This is a genomic window from Pseudomonas sp. FSL W5-0299 (assembly GCF_005930655.1).
GTDB lineage: Bacteria > Pseudomonadota > Gammaproteobacteria > Pseudomonadales > Pseudomonadaceae > Aquipseudomonas > Aquipseudomonas mandelii.
In genome coordinates this window covers 265,619-287,165 of the sequence record NZ_RXHX01000004.1, presented here as the reverse complement: position 1 = coordinate 287,165, position 21,547 = coordinate 265,619, and the positions used below count along the sequence as shown (strand labels likewise).

The 21,547-nt window shown below is 61.4% G+C and carries 19 protein-coding genes; 16 read left to right on the top strand and 3 right to left on the bottom strand.

The features are described 5' to 3' along the window. Position 1: 1 nt before the first annotated feature. Entirely contained in the window at positions 2-2,449 is a 2,448-nt protein-coding gene (locus FHL16_RS08385; protein ID WP_077748011.1) for an acyl-CoA dehydrogenase, read from the bottom strand. Positions 2,450-2,697: 248 nt separating this feature from the next. On the opposite strand from FHL16_RS08385, the gene FHL16_RS08380 reads away from it, so the two are divergent. The 4 genes from FHL16_RS08380 to FHL16_RS08365 all read left to right on the top strand — a co-directional run bounded on the left by FHL16_RS08380 (position 2,698) and on the right by FHL16_RS08365 (position 5,866). Then, a complete protein-coding gene (locus tag FHL16_RS08380) occupies positions 2,698-3,357 on the top strand; it encodes a transglutaminase-like domain-containing protein (protein WP_077748010.1) in 660 nt (219 codons plus the stop codon). 43 nt (positions 3,358-3,400) lie between these two features. Then, positions 3,401-4,024 carry a glutathione S-transferase family protein gene (locus FHL16_RS08375; RefSeq protein WP_077748009.1) on the top strand — a complete coding sequence of 208 codons (624 nt, stop codon included), beginning with the start codon at positions 3,401-3,403 and terminating at the stop codon, positions 4,022-4,024. A 133-nt stretch (positions 4,025-4,157) separates the two neighbouring features. Beyond that, a complete protein-coding gene (locus FHL16_RS08370; protein ID WP_010461902.1) occupies positions 4,158-5,090 on the top strand; it encodes an ABC transporter ATP-binding protein in 933 nt (310 codons plus the stop codon). After that, on the top strand, positions 5,087-5,866 hold the full coding sequence (locus FHL16_RS08365) for an ABC transporter permease (protein WP_010461900.1): 780 nt from the start codon (positions 5,087-5,089) through the stop codon (positions 5,864-5,866). The genes FHL16_RS08370 and FHL16_RS08365 overlap by 4 nt, the downstream gene beginning before the upstream one ends. A 141-nt stretch (positions 5,867-6,007) precedes the next feature. Here FHL16_RS08365 and FHL16_RS08360 read toward each other — a convergent pair whose 3' ends face one another. Continuing rightward, a complete protein-coding gene (locus tag FHL16_RS08360; RefSeq protein ID WP_077748008.1) occupies positions 6,008-6,526 on the bottom strand; it encodes a DUF2062 domain-containing protein in 519 nt (172 codons plus the stop codon). A gap of 135 nt (positions 6,527-6,661) precedes the next feature. On the opposite strand from FHL16_RS08360, the gene FHL16_RS08355 reads away from it, so the two are divergent. The 12 genes from FHL16_RS08355 to FHL16_RS08300 all read left to right on the top strand — a co-directional run bounded on the left by FHL16_RS08355 (position 6,662) and on the right by FHL16_RS08300 (position 18,124). Beyond that, positions 6,662-8,896, top strand: a complete 2,235-nt coding sequence (locus FHL16_RS08355) for a DNA internalization-related competence protein ComEC/Rec2 (protein WP_077748007.1) — start codon at positions 6,662-6,664, stop codon at positions 8,894-8,896. A 98-nt stretch (positions 8,897-8,994) separates the two neighbouring features. Beyond that, positions 8,995-9,630: a MotA/TolQ/ExbB proton channel family protein gene (locus FHL16_RS08350; RefSeq protein ID WP_177346226.1), complete on the top strand. Its 636-nt coding sequence runs from the start codon at positions 8,995-8,997 to the stop codon at positions 9,628-9,630. Then, positions 9,627-10,058, top strand: a complete 432-nt coding sequence (locus FHL16_RS08345) for an ExbD/TolR family protein (protein ID WP_010461891.1) — start codon at positions 9,627-9,629, stop codon at positions 10,056-10,058. The genes FHL16_RS08350 and FHL16_RS08345 overlap by 4 nt, the downstream gene beginning before the upstream one ends. Beyond that, positions 10,058-11,068: a tetraacyldisaccharide 4'-kinase gene (gene lpxK, locus FHL16_RS08340; RefSeq protein WP_077748005.1), complete on the top strand. Its 1,011-nt coding sequence runs from the start codon at positions 10,058-10,060 to the stop codon at positions 11,066-11,068. The genes FHL16_RS08345 and lpxK overlap by 1 nt, the downstream gene beginning before the upstream one ends. Before the next feature lie 25 nt (positions 11,069-11,093). Further along, positions 11,094-11,279 carry a Trm112 family protein gene (locus tag FHL16_RS08335; protein WP_010461887.1) on the top strand — a complete coding sequence of 62 codons (186 nt, stop codon included), beginning with the start codon at positions 11,094-11,096 and terminating at the stop codon, positions 11,277-11,279. Further along, positions 11,276-12,040 carry a 3-deoxy-manno-octulosonate cytidylyltransferase gene (gene kdsB / locus FHL16_RS08330; RefSeq protein WP_077748004.1) on the top strand — a complete coding sequence of 255 codons (765 nt, stop codon included), beginning with the start codon at positions 11,276-11,278 and terminating at the stop codon, positions 12,038-12,040. Before FHL16_RS08335 ends, kdsB begins: the two co-directional genes overlap by 4 nt. Beyond that, positions 12,040-12,504 carry a low molecular weight protein-tyrosine-phosphatase gene (locus FHL16_RS08325; RefSeq protein ID WP_077748003.1) on the top strand — a complete coding sequence of 155 codons (465 nt, stop codon included), beginning with the start codon at positions 12,040-12,042 and terminating at the stop codon, positions 12,502-12,504. Before kdsB ends, FHL16_RS08325 begins: the two co-directional genes overlap by 1 nt. Further along, positions 12,501-13,520, top strand: a complete 1,020-nt coding sequence (gene murB / locus FHL16_RS08320) for a UDP-N-acetylmuramate dehydrogenase (protein ID WP_077748002.1) — start codon at positions 12,501-12,503, stop codon at positions 13,518-13,520. Before FHL16_RS08325 ends, murB begins: the two co-directional genes overlap by 4 nt. Before the next feature lie 245 nt (positions 13,521-13,765). Then, positions 13,766-14,236 carry a (2Fe-2S)-binding protein gene (locus FHL16_RS08315; protein WP_010461879.1) on the top strand — a complete coding sequence of 157 codons (471 nt, stop codon included), beginning with the start codon at positions 13,766-13,768 and terminating at the stop codon, positions 14,234-14,236. Beyond that, on the top strand, positions 14,233-16,554 hold the full coding sequence (locus tag FHL16_RS08310) for a xanthine dehydrogenase family protein molybdopterin-binding subunit (RefSeq protein ID WP_077748001.1): 2,322 nt from the start codon (positions 14,233-14,235) through the stop codon (positions 16,552-16,554). Before FHL16_RS08315 ends, FHL16_RS08310 begins: the two co-directional genes overlap by 4 nt. Beyond that, positions 16,554-17,537, top strand: a complete 984-nt coding sequence (locus FHL16_RS08305) for an XdhC family protein (protein ID WP_077748000.1) — start codon at positions 16,554-16,556, stop codon at positions 17,535-17,537. The genes FHL16_RS08310 and FHL16_RS08305 overlap by 1 nt, the downstream gene beginning before the upstream one ends. Next, positions 17,534-18,124, top strand: coding sequence for a nucleotidyltransferase family protein (locus FHL16_RS08300; protein ID WP_077747999.1), 591 nt, complete (start codon positions 17,534-17,536; stop codon positions 18,122-18,124). The genes FHL16_RS08305 and FHL16_RS08300 overlap by 4 nt, the downstream gene beginning before the upstream one ends. A 108-nt stretch (positions 18,125-18,232) precedes the next feature. Here the strand turns inward: FHL16_RS08300 and rne are convergent, their stop codons facing one another. Then, positions 18,233-21,451: a ribonuclease E gene (gene rne / locus FHL16_RS08295; protein WP_077747998.1), complete on the bottom strand. Its 3,219-nt coding sequence runs from the start codon at positions 21,449-21,451 to the stop codon at positions 18,233-18,235. Positions 21,452-21,547: the final 96 nt, after the last annotated feature.

The window sequence follows — 21,547 nt, the reverse complement described above, 5'->3', positions numbered from 1 at the left end:
ATCAGCGGACCTTTCCGTCGGCCAGTGCCAGTTCGTCTTTGTCGAAATCATCGACGTCGATGACCTTGCGCCGCGCTACTTCGGCATCACGCAGGGACTGCGCCTCACCCGCTTGCAACACTCCAGCCTCCAGCGCTGCATCGATGACATGTTCCCCAGCCGCCGGTTTGACCTGACCGCTCTTGAGCGCCACGTGCAGTTTTTTCTGTAACGGCTGCGCTGCGTTCAACAGGTTGCAGGCGTGTTGCAGGGCACCGACCGCGTCGTCTGCCGATTGCGGGCGGTAGCAACCGCCGAGCAATTCTTCGAGGGTTGGATCGCCCTTGGCGCGTCCGATCACTGCGGCGACTTCGGCGCCGAGTTTGTCCGATGGACCTTTGTGGCGACGGCCGAACGGGAACACGATCACCCGCAACAGGCAACCCAGCACCTTGTTCGGGAAGTTGCTGAGCAATTCATCCAGCGCACGCTCCGACTGGCCAAGGCTTTCTTCCATGGCCCACTTGAACAGCGGCGCCATGTGCTCCGGCGAATCGAGGTCGTGGTAACGCTTGAGCGCGGCGGAGGCGAGGTACATGTTGCTGAGCACATCCCCAAGACGCGCCGACAGGCGTTCGCGCCGTTTCAGTTCACCGCCCAGCAACATCATGCTGAGGTCGGCAAGCATGGCAAACGCAGCCGCCTGTCGATTAAGCGCACGGAAGTAACCCTGACTGAGCTTGTCACCCGGCGAATGTTCCAGGTGCCCGAAGCCGAGGTTCAACACCAGCGTGCTGGCGGCGTTGCTCACGGCGAAACCGATGTGCTTGAGCAGCAGGCCATCGAATTCGGTGAGTGCCTGATCCTTGTCTTCACGGCCGGCGAGAGCCATTTCTTTCAGCACGAACGGATGGCAGCGAATGGCACCCTGACCAAAGATCATCAGGTTGCGCGAGAGGATGTTCGCGCCTTCCACCGTGATGAAAATGGGCGCGCCATTCCAGCTGCGACCGAGGTAGTTGTTCGGCCCCATGATGATCGCCTTGCCGCCGTGAACATCCATGGCGTGGCTGATGCACTCGCGGCCGCGTTCGGTGAGGTGGTACTTGAGAATCGCCGACAGCACCGACGGTTTCTCGCCCAGGTCCACCGCGTTGGCGGTCAGCATTCGGGCGGCGTCCATCATCCAGGCGTTGCCGCCGATGCGTGCCATGGCTTCCTGAATACCTTCGAACGCCGACAGTGGAACGTTGAACTGCTCACGAACCTGTGCGTACTGACCGGTGACCAGGCTGGTGAACTTGGCCGCACCGGTGCCGACCGCCGGCAGGGAAATCGAACGCCCGACTGACAGGCAGTTCATCAGCATCATCCAGCCCTTGCCGAGCATTTCCTGGCCGCCGATGAGAAAGTCCAGCGGCACGAAGACGTCCTTGCCTGAGTTCGGGCCATTCATGAAGGCGGCACCCAGCGGCAGATGGCGGCGGCCGATCTCGACACCGGCGGTGTCGGTCGGGATCAGCGCCAGGCTGATGCCCAGGTCTTCCTTGTCACCCAGCAAATGGTCCGGGTCATAGGCCTTGAAGGCCAGGCCGAGGAGGGTGGCGACCGGGCCCAGCGTGATGTAGCGCTTTTCCCAGTTGAGGCGCAGGCCGAGGGTTTCCTTGCCTTCCCATTCACCTTTGCAGATGACCCCGGTGTCGGGCATGGCGCCAGCGTCGGAGCCGGCCAGTGGGCCGGTCAATGCGAAGCACGGGATATCGTCACCCCGGGCCAGCCTTGGCAGGTAATGGTTGCGTTGTTCGTCGGTGCCGTAATGCAGCAGCAGTTCGGCCGGGCCCAGCGAGTTAGGGACCATTACGGTCGACGCGAGGTCGCCACTGCGGGTTGCCAGTTTCATCGCCACCTGGGAGTGGGCATAGGCCGAGAAGCCCTTGCCGCCAAACTCTTTGGGGATGATCAGCGCGAAGAAGCCGTTCTCCTTGATGTGGGTCCAGGCTTCGGGCGGCAGGTCCATGTCTTGCCCGATCTGCCAGTCGCTGACCATGGCGCAGAGCTCTTCGGTCGGGCCGTCGATAAAGGCCTGTTCCTCTTCACTGAGCTGCACTTTTGGATAGGACAGCAACTTGTTCCAGTCCGGGCGACCGCTGAACAGTTCGCCATCCCACCACACGGTCCCGGCGTCGATCGCATCGCGCTCGGTTTGCGACATTGGCGGCAGGGTTTTCTGGAACCAGCTGAACAGCGGCGCGCTGAAGAATTTGCGACGCAGGTCGGGCAGCAACAACGGCGCCGCGACGGCTGCAATCAACACCCAGAAAACCAGCAGCAGCCAGCCTGGCGCGCGACTGAAGGCCCCCATCGCGACGATATAGGCAGCGACGATGCACAGGGCGGGCAGGGGGGCGATGCGACGGTGGGCTAAATAAGCTATCCCGACAACCAGAACCAGTATCCACAACAGCAGCATATTTAATCCTCCGTGAACCAGGGCAAAACCAACCTTCAGAGCTTAGACGGCATCCGCAAAACAGGGTGGTCGGAGCGAGGTGATTGAATTCGTGGGAAACCATCGATGAGTTTTGTAGGTTGGGTTGGCAACACGCCCGGGAAATCGTTCGTTTCCTACGCGGCAATACGCCCATGTTTGGCCGAAACGTCGTTATCTCTGTGCTGAAGGTGTCGTTAGACTCGTGGCTTCCCCAGGAGATTGTTCTCATGCACGAGTATCTGAGTCCCGGCCGCTTCATCGATAGTGACCACCCCTCGGTGGTGGAGTTCGCCGAAAAACACCGGGGCGCCAGTCGCGATCCGCTTGAGCAGGCGATCAATCTCTATTACGCGGTGCGCGAGGCCGTGCGCTACAACCCCTACACGTTCAGTCGCGACCCGGATACGTTGCGCGGCAGTTATGCCTTGGCGGCCGGGGAAAGTTATTGCGTGCCCAAGGCCACGCTTCTGGCCGGTGCCGCGCGACATTGCGGGATCCATGCGCGGATCGGTCTGGCGGACGTGCGCAATCACCTGTCGACCCCGCGGTTGCTCGAGTTGCTCAGAAGCGATGTGTTCGCCATGCACGGTTATACCGAGCTGTATCTGAACGGGCGCTGGGTCAAGGCGACGCCGGCCTTCAACCAGCAACTCTGCGAACTGTTCAATATCGCGCCGCTGGAGTTCGACGGCATCAACGACAGTGTTTTCCATCCCTTCAACCGTGATGGTGAGCAGTTGATGGAGTACCTGGTCGACCACGGCCAGTTCACCGACGTGCCTGAGACGTTCTTTTTCGAGCACCTGGAAAAGTGCTACCCACATCTGTTCAGCGACACATTGCCGGCGTTGCTGGGTGACATGCAGAGTGATTTGAGCCGCGCCTGATCCGGCGTATGCTGCCTGCGCATTCATCCATAAAGAGGCGGTCATGCTGAAGATCTGGGGTCGGAAAAATTCGTCGAATGTCAGAAAGCCATTGTGGGCCGCCGAGGAGTTGGGCCTGGCCTATGAAGCCATCGATGCGGGTGGCGCCTTCGGTGTAGTCGATACGCCGCAGTATCGTGCGATGAATCCCAACGGTCGTGTGCCGGTGATCGAAGACGACGGCTTTGTGCTCTGGGAATCGAACGCCATCGTGCGCTACCTGATGGCTCAGCACGCCAACGCCACGGCCTGGTACCCGACGGATCTGAAGGTTCGCGCCGCTGCCGACAAGTGGATGGACTGGACCACCTCCAGTTTTGCCGGCCCGTTCCGCACGGTGTTCTGGGGCGTGTTACGCACACCTGAAGACAAGCAGGACTGGACCGCCATCAACGCCGCAATCAAGGAGTGCGATGATCTGTTGGCGATGGCGAACCAGGCGTTGGCGGCCGCGCCGTATCTGTCCGGCGACGAAATCGGCATGGGCGACATTCCCCTTGGCAGTTTCATTTATGCCTGGTTCGAGATGCCGATCGAGCGTGCACCGCAGCCGCATCTTGAAGCCTGGTATGCACGACTGAAACAGCGTCCGGCGTATAAAAAAGCCGTTATGACCGCTTTGACTTAATACTCACTATCGACACACTTGACTGTACTTGTTTGGCGGCGACAAGCACCATTGCGCTCGTGCGCCGCGGTTGCATTGCTCGCCGCCCGCCCATAGTTATCCCTTTCTTCCCTTCTTGGTGCGTAAATCCGATATGAGTTCCGCTCTGTCCATCCGGCAGCTAACCAAAACCTACGGCAACGGTTTCCAGGCCCTGAGTGGTATCGATCTGGACGTCGCCGAAGGTGACTTTTTCGCCTTGCTCGGCCCTAACGGTGCCGGCAAATCCACGACCATCGGCATTCTCTCGACCCTGGTGAACAAGACCAGCGGCACGGTGAATATCTTCGGTCACGACCTGGACAAGGAGCCGGCGGCGCTCAAGCGTTGCATCGGCGTGGTGCCCCAGGAATTCAACTTCAACCAGTTCGAAAAAACCTTCGACATCGTCGTGACCCAGGCCGGTTACTACGGCATCCCGCCGAAGATCGCCAAGGAACGCGCCGAGCAGTATCTGACCCAGCTCGGGCTGTGGGACAAACGCGATGTGCCGTCGCGTTCGCTGTCCGGTGGCATGAAGCGTCGCCTGATGATCGCCCGCGCACTGGTTCACGAACCGCGCCTGCTGATCCTCGATGAACCGACCGCGGGTGTGGACATCGAACTGCGTCGCTCGATGTGGACCTTTCTCACCGAGCTGAACCAGAAAGGCATCACCATCATCCTCACCACTCATTACCTGGAAGAGGCTGAGCAGTTGTGCCGCAACATCGGCATCATCGACCACGGCACGATTGTCGAGAACACCAGCATGAAACAGCTGCTCGGCCAGCTGCATGTGGAAACCTTTCTGCTTGATCTCAAGAACACGCTGAACGTCGCGCCGCAGTTGCTCGGTTATCCGACCAAGCTGCTCGACAGCCACACACTCGAAGTCCAGGTCGACAAGGCCATGGGCATCACCGCGCTGTTCACCCAGTTGGCGCAGCAGAACATCGAAGTGCTGAGCCTGCGCAACAAAACCAATCGCCTCGAGGAGTTGTTCGTGTCTCTGGTGGAGAAAAATCTGTCGAAGGTGGCGGTATGAGTTCCGAGCTGCAACCCAACCTCGTTGCCCTCAACACCATCGTTTACCGCGAGGTGAAGCGCTTTACCCGGATCTGGCCGCAGACCCTTCTGCCGCCGGCCATCACCATGGTCCTGTACTTCGTGATCTTCGGTAACCTGATCGGTCGACAGATTGGTGATATGGGTGGCTTCACCTATATGGAATACATCGTGCCGGGCCTGATCATGATGTCGGTGATCACCAACTCCTACGGCAACGTGGTGTCGAGTTTCTTCGGCAGCAAGTTCCAGCGCTCCATCGAAGAATTGATGGTGTCGCCGGTATCGCCGCATACGATTCTGATTGGCTACACCCTGGGCGGCGTGCTGCGGGGCTTGATGGTCGGGTTGATCGTGACGCTGTTGTCGCTGTTCTTCACCGAATTGCAGGTGCATCACCTGGGCGTGACCATTCTGGTGGTGGTGCTGACGGCGACGATCTTCTCGCTGCTGGGCTTCATCAACGCCGTGTTTGCACGTAACTTCGATGATATTTCGATCATCCCGACCTTCGTGCTGACACCCCTGACATACCTGGGCGGGGTGTTCTACTCGATCAGTTTGCTGCCGCCGTTCTGGCAGACCGTGTCTCTGGCCAACCCGGTGCTGCACATGGTCAACGCCTTCCGTTACGGCATTCTTGGCGTTTCGGACATCAGGATCAGCGTGGCGATTACTTTCATGTTGGTGGCGACCGTCGTTCTATACATCGGTTGTGCGCGGCTGCTGGTCAGTGGGCGCGGGATGCGTACCTGAGAAAGACCGCGTCGCCTGCTTCGCGGGCAAGCCTCGCTCCTACAGTTCACCATCAGACCTGTAGGAGCGAGGCTTGCCCGCGAAGGCGTCAGCCCAGACGTCATAAAAAAACGGCCTCCAACAATGGAGGCCGTTTTGCATTTACTGCATCCGGTTTCTCTTGCGCCGCTTCCACTGCCGCCCAACCCACCAGCGCCAATACATCATCACCAGGCAATAGGCGAGGGCGCCCAGCACCAGCCCCGTCACCACTGAACCCAGCAAAAACGGCTGCCACAAGGTGGAAAGCTCACCACTGATCCATTCCCAGGTCAGCTCGTCCGGCAAATGCCTGGCCGGCACGTCCATTAACCACGCTCCCGTCTGATAGGTGCAGAAGAACACCGCTGGCATCGTAATCGGGTTGGTCAGCCAGACCAGGCTGACGGCAATGGCCATGTTGCCCCGCACGACGATCGCCAGAATGGCAGCGACCAGCATCTGCAACGGAATGGGCAGGAAGGCCGCGAACAGGCCCACCGCCATGGCCCGTGCGACGGAATGACGATTGAGGTGCCAGAGGTTCGGGTCATGCAGCAGGGTGCCGAGAAAGCGTAAGGATTTGTGTTCCCTGATGCTGGTCGGGTCTGGCATGTAACGTTTGAATAAGCGCCGGGGCATAAGGCTTCTCGGTCGGTTAAGGCGGCAAGTATGTCTGGATTCTATGAACCGCCCATTCAGACTTTGTGACAATTAATAACCGTGTGCGTGCAGTCGGGCAGCTATGCCTAGGGTGGGACTCTCAAGGACGGGTGTATGCGCACAGGGATGATGGCGCTGGCGTTGGGTTTGCTGGCCCTGCGTTTTTTACCGGTTTTACCGCCGGTCTGGTTATGGATGTTGCTGCCGGTCGTGGGTTTGATGCTGTTGCCGTTTCGGACTCACCCGTTGGCGTTTTTTCTGTTCGGCTTCAGTTGGGCGTGCGCGAGTGCGCAGTGGGCGCTGGATGATCGCCTGTCGCTGAAGCTCGATGGCGAGACTCGTTGGGTCGAAGGTCGGGTGACGGGCCTGCCGCAGAATGCCGAAGGGGTGGTGCGCTTCGAGTTGACCGACAGTCAGTCCCGAAGCACCCGGCTGCCCCGGCATCTGCGCCTCGCCTGGTATGACGGACCGCCCGTCAACAGCGGCGAACGGTGGCGGCTGGCGGTCAAGTTGAAGCGTCCTGCCGGGCTGCTCAATCCGCATGCCTTTGACTACGACGCCTGGTTGCTGGCACAACGCATCGGCGCTACCGGTACGGTCAAGGATGGCCATAGGCTGGTCGCCGCCCAATGGGCCTGGCGTGACAGCATTCGGCAGCAATTGCAGGCCGTCGATGCCCAAGGCCGGACGGGGGCGCTGATCGCATTGGTGTTGGGCGACGGCGGCGGGCTGAGTCGCGAGGACTGGCAAGTGCTGCAAGACACCGGCACCGTGCATCTGCTGGTGATTTCCGGGCAGCACATCGGGTTGCTGGCGGGGCTGGTGTATCTGCTGATCGCCGGGCTGGCGCGCTATGGTCTGTGGCCGAGCCGTTTGCCCTGGCTGCCATGGGCCTGCGGACTGGCGTTTGCCGCTGCGCTGGGTTACGGGTTGCTGGCCGGTTTTGAGGTGCCGGTGCGCCGGGCCTGCGTGATGATCGGTCTGGTGTTGTTGTGGCGGCTAAGGTTTCGGCACCTTGGCGCCTGGTGGCCGCTGTTGCTGGCGCTCAATGGCGTTTTACTGCTCGACCCGCTGGCGAGCCTGCAACCGGGGTTCTGGTTGTCCTTCGCAGCGGTGGCGGTGTTGATCTTCACTTTCGGTGGGCGTCTGGGGCCGTGGCGTTGGTGGCAAACGTGGACCCGTGCGCAATGGCTGATCGCGATCGGACTGTGCCCATTGCTATTGATACTTGGCTTGCCGATCAGCGTCAGCGGACCAGTGGCCAATTTGCTGGCGGTGCCCTGGGTCAGTCTGGTGGTATTGCCGCCAGCCTTGCTCGGGACGTTGTTACTGCCCGTCCCTTATGTGGGCGAGGGGTTGCTGTGGCTGGCGGGCGGTCTGGTCGACCTGTTGTTCAAGGGGCTGGCATTGATGGCAGGGCGATTCCCCGCCTGGGTGCCGGTCGCGGTGCCGGTGTGGATTTGGGCGCTCGGTACGCTGGGGGCCTTTCTTCTATTACTGCCTGAGGGGGTGCCGTTGCGCCCGTTGGGTTGGCCGCTGCTGCTGTTACTGGTTTTTCCACCTCGCCCGATGCTTGCCGAAGGCGTCGCCGAAGTCTGGCAACTGGACGTCGGCCAGGGCCTGGCCATCCTGGTGCGCACCCGCCATCACACCTTGTTGTATGACGCCGGGCCGCGTTTTGGCGAATTCGACCTCGGCGAGCGAGTGGTGCTGCCGTCATTGCGCAAACTGGGCGTGTCCGGGATCGACCTGATGCTGCTCAGTCACGCCGACGCCGATCACGCCGGCGGTGCACGCGCGATTGCCAACGGATTGCCGGTGGCGCGGGTCCTGAGCGGTGATCCCGAGGCGCTGCCAGCCGAATTGCGCGCCGAAGGCTGTGAAAGCGGCCGGCAATGGACCTGGGACGGTGTGGACTTCCGTCTCTGGCAATGGACATCCGCCGCCGACAGCAATCAAAAATCCTGTGTCTTGCAGATCGAAGCCAGTGGCGAGCGATTGCTGCTGACCGGTGATATTGATGCGGCAGCCGAGCGGGCATTGCTCGACAGTCCGCTTGCCGTGCCGACCGATTGGCTGCAATCGCCTCACCACGGCAGTCGCAGTTCCTCTTCGATGGCGCTGCTCGCCGCGTTGCAACCCAGGGCTGTGCTGATTTCCCGGGGCCAGGGCAATTCCTTTGGCCACCCGCATCCCACGGTCATGGCGCGCTATCAAAAACGAGGCATGGCGATCTACGACAGCGCCACCCACGGCGCCATTCGTCTGCAACTGGGACGGTTCAAGCCGCCATGGACGATGCGTCTGGATCGGCGTTTCTGGCGCGATCCGCCACCGTTGGGCCCATAACCGCCAGTTATGAAAGCCCGACCGGATGCGACATCACGGTCTTCGGTGCATCCGGCCCCTATGTTAGAGTGGCGCACTTTTTCGAGGGGGCTGTCACTGTGTGGGAATTGGTCAAATCCGGCGGCTGGATGATGCTGCCGATCATTCTGAGTTCCATCGCGGCAATGGCGATCGTCGCCGAGCGTCTCTGGACCCTGCGAGCCAGCCGTGTGACCCCTGAGCATTTGCTCGGGCAGGTCTGGGTGTGGATCAAGGACAAACAGCTCAATAAAGAAAAACTCAAGGAACTGCGCGCCAACTCACCGTTGGGCGAGATCCTGGCGGCGGGCCTTGCCAACTCCAAACATGGTCGCGAGATCATGAAAGAGTGCATCGAAGAGGCCGCCGCACGGGAGGTTCATGAACTCGAACGCTATATCAATGCGCTGGGCACCATCGCCGCCATGGCCCCATTGCTGGGCCTGTTGGGTACGGTGCTGGGCATGATCGACATTTTCAGCGCGTTCATGGGCACGGGCATGGGCACCAATGCCGCGGTGCTGGCGGGCGGTATCTCCAAGGCGCTGATCACTACGGCCGCTGGCCTGATGGTCGGTATCCCGGCAGTATTCTTTCACCGATTCCTGCAACGCCGGATCGATGAACTGGTGGTGGGCATGGAGCAGGAAGCGATCAAACTGGTCGAAGTGGTTCAGGGCGACCGTGATGTGGACCTGGCCGAGGGCAAAGCGTGAAATTCCGCCGCAAACCGCGGGAAACGGTCGACATCAACCTCGCGTCGCTGATCGACGTGGTGTTTATCCTGCTGCTGTTTTTCGTGGTCACCACTACGTTTACCCGTGAAACCCAGTTGCGCGTCGATCTGCCGGAAGCGGTCAGCGGTTCGCCTGCCGAAGACCAGCAGGTCAAGCACCTGGACGTTGCCATCAGTGCCGAAGGCGCGTTCTCGGTGAACAATCAGCTATTGCCGAAGAACGACCTCGCGACGCTGATGGAGGCGCTGCAGAAAGAATCCAATGGCGACACCAACCTGCCGCTGTCCATCAGCGCGGATGGCAAGACTCAGCATCAGTCGGTCATCACCGCCATGGACGCCGCCGGCAAGCTGGGTTTCAGCCACTTGCGCATGACCACGGTCGAAGCGGCACCGCCCGCGCCCTGATGGCCATGTCCGATCGCTTGCTCGCCGCGTGGTACCAAGGTCATCCGGCCCTGAAACTGTTGCAGCCACTGGAGTGGCTGTACCGGCGCATCGTCATGAACAAGCGCAAGCGCTTTCTGGCGGGCGAGGGCGAGATCTATCAGCCGCCCGTGCCGCTGATCGTGGTCGGCAATATCACCGTCGGTGGCACTGGCAAGACACCGCTGATTCTGTGGATGATCCAGCATTGCCAGCGCAGTGGTTTGCGGGTCGGCGTGGTCAGTCGCGGTTACGGCGCCAAACCGCCGCAATTGCCGTGGCGCGTCGAGGCCGATCAGAGCGCAGACATCGCCGGCGACGAACCGCTGTTGATCGTCCAGCGCACGGGCGTGCCATTGATGATCGACCCGGATCGCAGCAGCGCCGTCAAAGCGCTGCTGGCGAGTGAGCCGCTGGATCTGATCCTCTCCGATGACGGCATGCAGCATTACCGGCTGGCCCGGGACCTGGAACTGGTGTTGATCGACGCCGCCCGCGGCCTGGGCAACAAACGCTGCCTGCCGGCCGGTCCCTTGCGTGAACCGGTCGAACGCCTTCAGAGCGTCGATGCCGTGCTGTACAACGGCGCCGCCAATGATCGCGAAAACGGTTTTGCCTTCCAGCTGCAACCTACCGAACTGGTCAACCTGCAAAGTGGTGAGCGTCGCCCCCTCGACCACTTCCCCGCAGGTCAGGCACTGCACGCCGTGGCCGGGATCGGCAATCCGCAGCGTTTCTTCACGACCCTCGAAACGCTACACTGGCAGCCAGTGCCGCATGCGTTTGCCGACCACGCCGAATACAGCGTGCAGGCCTTGAATTTCACACCGTCATTGCCGTTGGTGATGACCGAAAAGGACGCGGTGAAGTGCCGTGCCTTCGCCGCCGCCGATTGGTGGTACCTGGCGGTCGATGCTGCGCCATCGCCGGCTTTCGTGGCCTGGTTCGATACGCAGCTGATGCGCCTGTTGCCGGCTCGTCTTTTGCCTTAACTCCGTTTTTATCCAGGGAATGCTCATGGACACCAAATTGCTCGACATCCTCGCTTGCCCGGTCACCAAAGGCCCCCTCAAACTCAGCGCCGACAAGACCGAGCTGATCAGCAAGGGCGCCGGCCTGGCTTACCCGATTCGCGATGGCATCCCCGTGATGCTCGAAACCGAAGCCCGCACCCTGACCACCGACGAGCGCCTGGATAAATGACCACAGCCTTTACCGTTGTCATTCCATCGCGTTATGCCTCCACCCGTCTGCCGGGCAAACCGCTGCTGCTGATCGCCGGCAAGCCGATGATCCAGCACGTCTGGGAGCAGGCGAGCAAAAGCAGTGCCGAGCGTGTCGTGGTCGCCACTGACGACGTGCGCATTGTCGAGGCGTGCAAGGCGTTTGGCGCCGAAGTGGTGCTGACCCGCGAAGATCACAATTCCGGTACCGATCGCCTGGCCGAAGTCGCCGCGAAACTGGGCCTGGCCGCCGACGCCATCGTGGTCAACGTCCAGGGTGACGAACCGTTGATTCCGCCGAGTGTGATCGATCAGGTGGCTGCCAACCTGGCCGCCCACGCCGAAGCGCGCATGGCCACCCTGGCCGAGCCGATCGAAGACGTGGAAACCCTGTTCAATCCCAACGTGGTCAAGGTTGTCAGCGACCTTAATGGCTTGGCGCTGACCTTCAGTCGTGCCACGTTGCCGTGGGCCCGCGACGCGTTCGCCAAAAGCCGCGAGCAATTGCCGGAAGGCGTGCCGTACCGCCGCCACATTGGCATCTATGCCTACCGCGCCGGTTTCCTGCACGACTTCGTCAGCTGGGGCCCGTGCTGGCTGGAAAACACTGAATCCCTGGAACAGCTGCGTGCCCTGTGGCACGGCGTGCGGATTCACGTCGCTGACGCACTGATCGCACCGCCCACCGGTGTCGACACCGTCGAAGACCTCGAGCGAGTTCGTCGCCTGCTGGAGGCCTGATGCGCGTTCTGTTCGTGTGCCTGGGCAACATCTGTCGCTCCCCGACGGCCGAAGGCGTGCTGCGGCATAAATTGCGCGAGGCGGGGCTGGCCGATCACATCGAAGTCGCCTCCGCCGGCACCGGTGACTGGCATGTCGGCAAGGCGCCGGACAAACGCAGCCAGGCCGCCGCCAGACTGCGCGGTTATGACCTGTCCGCCCAACGCGCACAGCAAGTGACCCGCGCCGATTTTTCCGCCTACGACCTGATACTGGCGATGGACAACAGCAACCTGCGCCACCTCAAGGCCCTGCAACCGGCCAAGGGCAAAGCCGAGCTGGACCTGTTCCTGCGTCGCTACGAGTCAGAACTCGATGAAGTGCCGGATCCGTACTACGACGGCGATCAGGGTTTCGAACAGGTGCTGGACCTGATCGAGTGCGCCAGTGATCGACTGGTGATCGAATTGAAGGGACGGTTATGAGTTTGCAGGTTCAACCCCGGATTTCGCTCAAGCCGTTCAATACGTTTGGTGTCGACGTTCAGGCCCGGTTGTTCGCCGAGGCCCACAGCGACGCCGATGTGCGTGAAGCCCTGGCGTATGCGTCGGCCCATGACGTGCCGTTGCTGGTGATCGGTGGCGGCAGCAACTTGCTGCTGACGGCTGATGTCCAGGCGCTGGTGCTGCGCATGGCTACGCGCGGGATTCGGATCCTGAGCGATAACGGCAGCAAGGTCGTGATCGAAGCCGAGGCGGGCGAGCCTTGGCATCCGTTCGTGCAGCACACCCTGGCGCAGGGGTTGTCGGGGCTGGAGAACCTCAGCCTGATCCCCGGTACCGTGGGCGCTGCGCCGATGCAGAACATCGGCGCCTATGGCGTCGAGATCAAGGACGTGTTCGCCGGCCTGACGGCGCTGGATCGCCAGACCGGCGAGCTGCGGGATTTCACCCTGGAAGAATGCAACTTCGCCTACCGTGACAGCCTGTTCAAACAGGAACCGGGGCGTTGGTTGATCCTGCGCGTGCGTTTCACCCTAAACCGCGCCGCGCACCTGCACCTGGAATACGGCCCGGTTCGCCAGCGCCTGACCGAGCAAGGCATCGATCAGCCGACTGCCACCGACGTCAGCCAGGCGATCTGCAGTATTCGTAATGAAAAGCTCCCGGACCCGGCAGTACTCGGCAATGCCGGCAGCTTCTTCAAGAACCCTCTGGTGCCGACCGCACTGGTAGCGCAGCTGAAAAGCCAATACCCGGACCTGGTGGCCTACGCGCAACCCGATGGGCAGATGAAACTGGCGGCGGGCTGGTTGATCGAGCGGGCCGGCTGGAAAGGCTTTCGCGATGGCGATGCCGGCGTGCATAAGTTGCAGGCGCTGGTGCTGGTCAACTATGGCAGCGCCACTGGCCTGCAATTGCTGCACCTGGCGCAGCTCATTCAGAAAGACATTTCCCAGCGTTTCAACGTCGAACTGGAAATGGAGCCGAATCAGTATTGAGGCTACGCTTTAATGGCTGATCTCAAAGCCCTGCACACCTTCAACTGTGCAGGGCTTTTTTGTTAATGCTGGGTTAACTTAGCCACCTAACGATGCAAGCATTTGCTCCACCAAAGGCCCGATGCAGACGTTGCCGTCCGCGTAAGAGAGCCTCTTAGCCTGAGCCGATCTGCATGATGCCAACCGCCAAGTCTCGGCGGCAGATTGCTCGACCCCATAACCTCCAGAAATATGCGGGCGTGCCCATGATTACCCTGAAGCTCAATGGTCAAGACCATCAACTCGACGTCACCGAGGATATGCCGCTGCTCTGGGCAATCCGCGACGTGGCCGGTTACAACGGCACCAAATTTGGCTGCGGCATGGGCCTGTGTGGTGCCTGCACCATTCATATCGAAGGCGCTCCGGCGCGCAGTTGCATCACGCCGATCGGTTCAGTGGTCGGCCAGAACGTCACCACCATCGATAACCTGCACGTCGACCCGGTCGGGCAAGTCGTGCAGCAAGCCTGGCTCGACAGCGCCGTGGCTCAGTGCGGTTTCTGCCAGGGCGGGCAGATCATGTCAGCGACGGCGTTGCTCAAGACCAACCCGAACCCCAGCGACGCACAGATCGAAGAGGCGATGGTCGGCAATATTTGCCGTTGCGGCACCTATAACCGCATCAAGACCGCCATCCGCCAGGCATCCACTCACCTGAAGGAGGCCAAGGCATGAGCCAGTTACCGAATGATTTTGCGCTGAGCAACCTCAGCCGCCGTGGCTTCCTTAAAGGCGTCGGTGCGACCAGTGCGTTAGTTCTGGTAGCGAGCTGGGGCTGGCAAGACGCTTTTGCCGAAGAAAAAGAGAAAAAATTCGGCGCCGACGGCATGCCCAATGGCTGGATCGATGATCCCAAGGTTTACATCAGCATTGCCGCTGACGGCATGGTGACCGTGGTCTGCAACCGTTCGGAAATGGGCCAGGGTGTGCGCACCAGCTTGACCATGGTAGTGGCCGATGAACTGGACGCCGACTGGGCCATGATGAAAGTGCAGCAGGCGCCGGGTGACGAGGTTCGCTTCGGTAACCAGGACACAGACGGTTCGCGCAGCATGCGTCACTGGTACGAGCCGATGCGTCGTTGCGGTGCCGCCGCGCGAACCATGCTGGAACAAGCGGCGGCTGAGCAGTGGAAAGTGCCGGTCAGCGAGTGCCACGCGCAGCTGCATAAAGTGGTGCACCAACCGAGCGGTCGTGAACTGGGCTACGGCGCTCTGGCCGCCGCTGCGGGTGCGCTGGCAGTGCCGGCCCGTGACAGCCTGCGGCTCAAGCAACCGTCGGAGTTTCGCTACATCGGCAAGGAAGGCACCAAGGCGATCGACGGTGCCGACATCGTCAACGGCCGCGCCATTTACGGGGCCGATGTGCATTTCGACGGCATGCTCTACGCCGTGATTGCGCGTCCGGCGGTTTATGGCGGCACGGTCAAATCCGTCGACTCCAGCGCGGCGATGAAAGTCCCGGGCGTGATCAAGGTCATTCAGATCGAAGGCCGTCCGCTGCCATCCGAGTTCCAGCCATTGGGTGGCGTGGCCGTGGTGGCCAGCAACACCTGGGCCGCGATCAAGGGCCGCGAAGCGCTGAAGATCGAGTGGGATGACGGCCCCAATGCCAGTTACGACTCGATCGCCTACCGCAAAGAACTGGAAGCCGCGTCCCTCAAACCCGGCAAAGTGGTGCGCAATACCGGCAACATCGACGACGCCATGAAAGGCGCCAACAGCACCCTCGAAGCCTCGTATTACCTGCCGCACCTGGCGCAGGCGCCGATGGAACCGATGGTCGCCATCGCCCGCTTCAAGGACGGTGTGTGCGAGGCCTGGGCCCCGAGTCAGGCGCCACAGGTCACCCGGGAACGGATTGGCGAACGCCTTGGTATTCCGTTCGATAAGGTCACGTTCAATGTCACCTTGCTCGGCGGCGGTTTCGGTCGCAAGTCCAAGCCGGACTTCGTCATCGAAGCGGCGATCCTCGCCAAGGAATTCCCCGGTAAAGCGGTGCGGGTGCAATGGACCCGTGAAGACGACATCCACTGCTCCTACTTCCACACCGTGTCCGCCGAGTACCTGAAGGCCAGCCTGGACAAGGATGGGCTGCCCTCTGGCTGGTTGCACCGCACCGTGGCCCCGAGCATTACCGCGCTGTTCGCCCCGGGCATGAACCACGAGGCGGCTTTCGAGCTGGGCATGGGCTTTACCAACATGGCCTACGCCATCCCCAACGTGCGCCTGGAAAACCCCGAAGCGGCGATTCATACCCGGGTCGGCTGGTATCGCTCGGTGTCGAACATTCCCCACGGGTTTGCGATCCAGAGCTTTGTCGATGAGCTGGCGCACAAGGCCAAGCAGGATCCGCTCAAGTATCAGATCAAACTGCTCGGCCCGGATCGTCAGATCGATCCGCGTACCTTGAGTGAGGAGTGGAACTACGGCGAATCGCCCGAGCGTTATCCGATCGACACCGGGCGGATGCGTACGGTACTGGAAACAGCCGCCAAGGCCGCCGGTTGGGGGCGCGAGCTGCCCAAGGGCCGAGGCCTGGGCCTGGCGGTGCATTACAGCTTCGTCAGCTACGTGGCGGCGGTGATCGAAGTCGAAGTCAAAGACGACGGCACGTTGATCGTGCACAAGGCCGACATCGCAGTGGATTGTGGTCCGCAGATCAACCCCGAACGGATTCGCGCTCAGTTCGAAGGCGCTTGCGTCATGGGCCTGGGCAATGCCGTGGTCGGGGAAATCAGCTTCAAGGACGGCAAGGTGCAGCAGGACAATTTCCACATGTATGAGGTGGCGCGCATGTCGCTGGCACCGAAGGAAGTGGCGGTGCATCTGGTGACGCCTCCGGGCAATGTGCCGTTGGGCGGAGTCGGTGAGCCAGGCGTACCGCCGATTGCGCCTGCGCTGTGCAACGCGATCTTCGCTGCCACTGGCCAGCGTATCCGCAACTTGCCGGTTCGCTTCCAGCTGCAAGGTTGGCAGAAGGCGCAGGCCTGATGGACAGCGCGGATCTGAACGTCCTGCGCAGCGTGCTGGAATGGCGTCGCGCCGGTCGGCGGGTGGTGTTGTACAGCGTGGTCCAGACCTGGGGCACTGCGCCCCGGGCACCTGGCGCGATGCTGGCGTTGCGTGAAGATGGCGTGGTGATCGGCTCGGTGTCCGGCGGCTGTGTCGAGGATGATCTGATTGCCCGGCTGCACGATGGGCGGATTCCACCTGACGGGCCGCCGGTGCAATTGATCACCTACGGCGTCACCCGCGAGGAGGCCGCACGGTTTGGTTTGCCCTGCGGTGGCACCTTGCGCCTGACCGAGGAGCGGGTCGGCGATCCAGGTTGGGTCGCCGAGTTGCTGGAACGCTGCGAGGCCCATGAAATAGTGGCTCGTTCGCTGGATATTGCGACCGGTGAATTGATTTTGCAGGCGGCGAACAAAAGCGATGTGCTGAGCTTTGACGGCCACACCCTGCGCGCCATCTACGGTCCGCGTTGGCGGCTATTGCTGATCGGTGCGGGGCAATTGTCCCGGTATGTTGCCGAAATGGCGCGACTGCTGGATTTCGAAGTGCTGATCTGCGATCCGCGCAGCGAGTTTGTCTACGGTTGGGAAGAGCAGCACGGCCGTTTCGTCTCGGGCATGCCGGATGAAGCGGTGCTGACCATCGAGACCGACGAACGCACGGCCATTGTCGCCCTGACCCATGATCCGCGCCTGGATGATATGGCGTTGCTGACCGCTCTGGATTCCAGGGCTTTTTATGTCGGCGCCCTCGGCTCGCGGGTCAACAGCCTGAAGCGGCGGGAAAATCTGGCTCAGCTAGGCTTGTCATCACAGGCCATCGAGCGGCTGCACGGCCCGATCGGTTTGCACATCGGCAGCCACAGTCCCGCGGAAATCGCCTTGTCGCTGCTGGCCGAGATTGTGGCGATCAAGAACGGCGTCGAATTGAAGCAGAAGAAGCCGTTGCAGGAGGTTGTATGAGTGAATCCATCGGCGTCATCGTGCTGGCGGCGGGGCAGGGCAGACGCTTCAGGGAGGTGGCGGGAGCGGACAAGGACAAGCTGCTGGCCGACTGCACGGGGCGAGATGGCGCGGTTCGGTCGGTGATCGAGCACGTGCTGCTGAGTGTGCCGGCCAACCTTGGGAAGCGTGTGCTGGTGACGACCGAAGATCGCCCGCAAGTGATGCGCATGGCTCAGGCGTACGGTTTCGAGAGTGTGAAGATCGGGCCTGCCGGGATGGGCGATAGCATTGCCGCCGGGGTGGCGACGTGTCCAGATCTCGGTGGCTGGTTGATTGTGCTGGGGGATATGCCGTTTATCTTGCCGTCGAGTATCGAACGGGTGGTGGCCGGGGTTGCGGACGATTGCGTCAGTGTGCCGGTCCATGCGGGGAAGTACGGACACCCGGTTGGGTTCGGGCGCAGTTTTGGGCCGGGGTTGATGGCGTTATCGGGTGATCATGGGGCCAAGCCGTTGTTTGCGCAGGGCAGGGTGGTTGAAGTGGCGGTGGATGATGCCGGGGTGTTGTGGGATGTGGATGTGCCTGCAGCATTAGTATTTTCCTGACACACCGTCTTGCCCGCGAAGAACGATAACGCGGTCTACTTGCTTTATCTCAGATGTAAAAAAGCCCCGCCTGGATCACCAGGCGGGGCTTTTTAGTGGCCGATGGAATCAGACGAGGGGTTTAGGCTCGTGTTCTTTTTCCAGGGCTTGTTCGTGTTGCTCGACCGCTTCCTGTACGGAGCGCGGCGCTTCTTCGATGACCGATTCGGCAACAGGTGCCGCTTCGATCACTTCAGCCACAACCGGTGCAGGCTCGTCAGCGACAATCGCTTCAACCGGAGCAGCAGCGGCAGCCAGTTCGGCTTCCTTCTGCAGACGCTCTTCTTCACGCTTGCGACGACGCACTTCACGTGGATCGTTCGGTGCACGGCCGCTTGGCGTCAGGGCGCTGACAGGGGCGGCTTCGACGTGTGGTGCAGCCACTTCGGCAACGACCGGCGCCGGTGCTTCAACGACTGGAGCAGGTTCGGCAGCCACAATCACTGGCTCGGACACCATGGCTTCGGCAACCTGAGCTTCAGCAACCGGAGCAGGCGCTTCAACCGCAGCCGGCTCGGCAACCCAGTTGAACGCGGTTTGTTCTTCACGAACTTCGCGGACAGCTTCGGTTACGGTTTCGCTGGAGGTTTCGGCAGCTGGCTCGGCAGCAAACACTGGCTCGGGGGCCGCTTCAACTTCAGGCTGTGCTTCACGAACCGGTGCCACTTCGATTTCCGGAGCCGCAGTGGCTTCTACCGGAGTCGTTGCTTCCACTACTGGCGCTTCGACCGAAGCCGTTTCCAGGGTGGCGGCCGTTGCGCGTTCGGCTTGCTCGTTGGCTTGCGCTTCAGCAGGCGCGCTGATCACGGTGCTGGCAACGGCTGCGGTAACAGCCAGGCCGGCGGCCAGATCGGAAGTGCTTGGCGCTTCGTTGCTTTCGCCCGCTTCGCTGCCTTCGGCGGATTCGGATTCTTCCGAACCTTCGATCACGTTGCCGTTGGCATCGCGTTGACGCTCGCGACGGTTGCTGCGACGACGCTGGCCACGGGAGCGGCGGCGTGGACGATCGCCTTCGGCGCCTTCCTGACCGTCTTCCTGCAGTTGCTCTTCGTTGGTTACCAGTTCTTCTTCGGCAACCGCGGCAGCGGCTTGCTCGGCACGTGGCTGACGTTCTTCACGCGGTGGGCGCGGAGCGCGTTCTTCACGTGGCTGGCGAGCTGGACGCTCTTCAGCGGTCGCAGCAGCGGCTGGAGCGGTGGCATCCAGAGGTTCGCGCAGTTCACGCACGCGTTCTTCACGCTCGCCACGTGGCTTGCGGTCTTCGCGAGGTGCGCGCGGTGCACGTTCTTCACGAGGGGCGCGTGGTGCACGCTCTTCACGTGGAGCACGTTCTTCGCGGGCGACTACCGGGGTTTCTTCCCGGGCTTCGCGTGGTTGACGCTCTTCGCGTGGCTCACGTGGTGCACGTTCTTCACGCGGTGCACGTTCCTCACGAGGCTTGCGCTCTTCATCGCGGCGACCGTTACGGTTGCGGCTCTGCTGACGACCGTTGCGACGCTCTTCGTTACGGGCCGGGCGCTCGGTGGTCGCTGGTTTTTCAACCACAACCGGAGCAGCAGGCTCTTCCTTGGTAGCAAACAGGCTGACCAGCGACTTCACCAGGCCTTTGAACAGGCTTGGCTCTGGCACGGCGATCGGTGCAGCAACAGGTGCGGCAGCGACGACTTCGGTCGGAACCGGAGCGTTGGCGCGGGCCGGCGCGGTCTTGACTGCGGCTTCCTGACGAACCAGGGTGCGGGTCGCGGCGGCTGGCTGGACTTCTTCGACTTCGGCAGCGGCTGCTGCGATTTCGTAGCTGGACTGGCCGACTGCGGCTTCCGGGCTGTCATCACGCAGACGCTGAACTTCGAAGTGCGGCGTTTCGAGGTGATCGTTCGGCAGAATGACGATGCGGGCACGGGTGCGCAGTTCGATCTTGGTGATCGAGTTGCGCTTTTCGTTGAGCAGGAAGGCTGCGACCGGAATCGGCACTTGGGCGCGAACTTCGGCGGTGCGGTCTTTCAGGGCTTCTTCTTCGATCAGGCGCAGGATCGCCAGGGACAGCGATTCAACGTCACGGATGATGCCGGTGCCGTTGCAACGCGGGCAAACGATGCCGCTGCTTTCGCCCAGGGATGGACGCAGGCGCTGACGGGACATTTCCAGCAGGCCGAAGCGCGAGATGCGACCGACTTGCACGCGAGCGCGGTCGGCTTCCAGGCATTCGCGGACTTTTTCTTCCACGGCGCGCTGGTTCTTGGCAGGGGTCATGTCGATGAAGTCGATGACGATCAGGCCGCCGATGTCGCGCAAGCGCAACTGACGGGCGATTTCTTCGGCGGCTTCAAGGTTGGTCTGCAGGGCGGTTTCTTCGATGTCGCTGCCTTTGGTGGCGCGCGCCGAGTTGATGTCGATGGACACCAGGGCTTCGGTCGGATCGATAACGATGGAGCCGCCGGAAGGCAGTTCAACGACGCGCTGGAAAGCGGTCTCGATCTGGCTTTCGATCTGGAAACGGTTGAACAGCGGAACGCTGTCTTCGTACAGCTTGATCTTGCTGGCGTACTGCGGCATCACCTGGCGAATGAAGGTCAGGGCTTCGTCCTGGGCTTCAACGCTGTCGATCAGCACTTCGCCGATGTCCTGGCGCAGGTAATCGCGGATGGCGCGGATGATCACGTTGCTTTCCTGGTAGATCAGGAACGGCGCGGAGCGATCCAGCGAAGCTTCTTTGATGGCGGTCCAGAGTTGCAGCAGGTAGTCGAGGTCCCACTGCATTTCTTCGCTGCTGCGGCCCAGGCCGGCAGTACGAACGATCAGACCCATGTCGGCTGGTGCAACCAGGCCGTTCAGGGCTTCACGCAGTTCGTTGCGCTCTTCACCTTCGATGCGACGGGAGATACCGCCGGCACGCGGGTTGTTCGGCATCAGCACCAGGTAACGACCGGCCAGGCTGATGAAGGTGGTCAGGGCAGCGCCCTTGTTGCCACGTTCTTCTTTTTCGACCTGAACGATGACTTCCTGGCCTTCGCTCAGGACGTCCTTGATGTTGACGCGGCCTTCAGGGGCTTTCTTGAAGTATTCGCGGGAGATTTCTTTGAGGGGCAGGAAGCCGTGGCGCTCAGAGCCGAAATCGACAAAGGCAGCCTCAAGGCTTGGTTCGATGCGAGTAATCCGGCCTTTATAGATGTTGGCCTTCTTCTGCTCGCGTGCACCGGATTCGATGTCCAGGTCGTAGAGGCGTTGGCCATCTACCAGTGCAACACGCAACTCTTCGGGTTGAGTTGCGTTAATCAGCATTCTTTTCATGTAGTACCGTCGGTTTCCGGGCTGCCGGAAACGGCGTTCGGCACACACGACTTCTCATGGTCGGTGTCAGGTGCGTCGGGAGTGGTTGGCCATTCC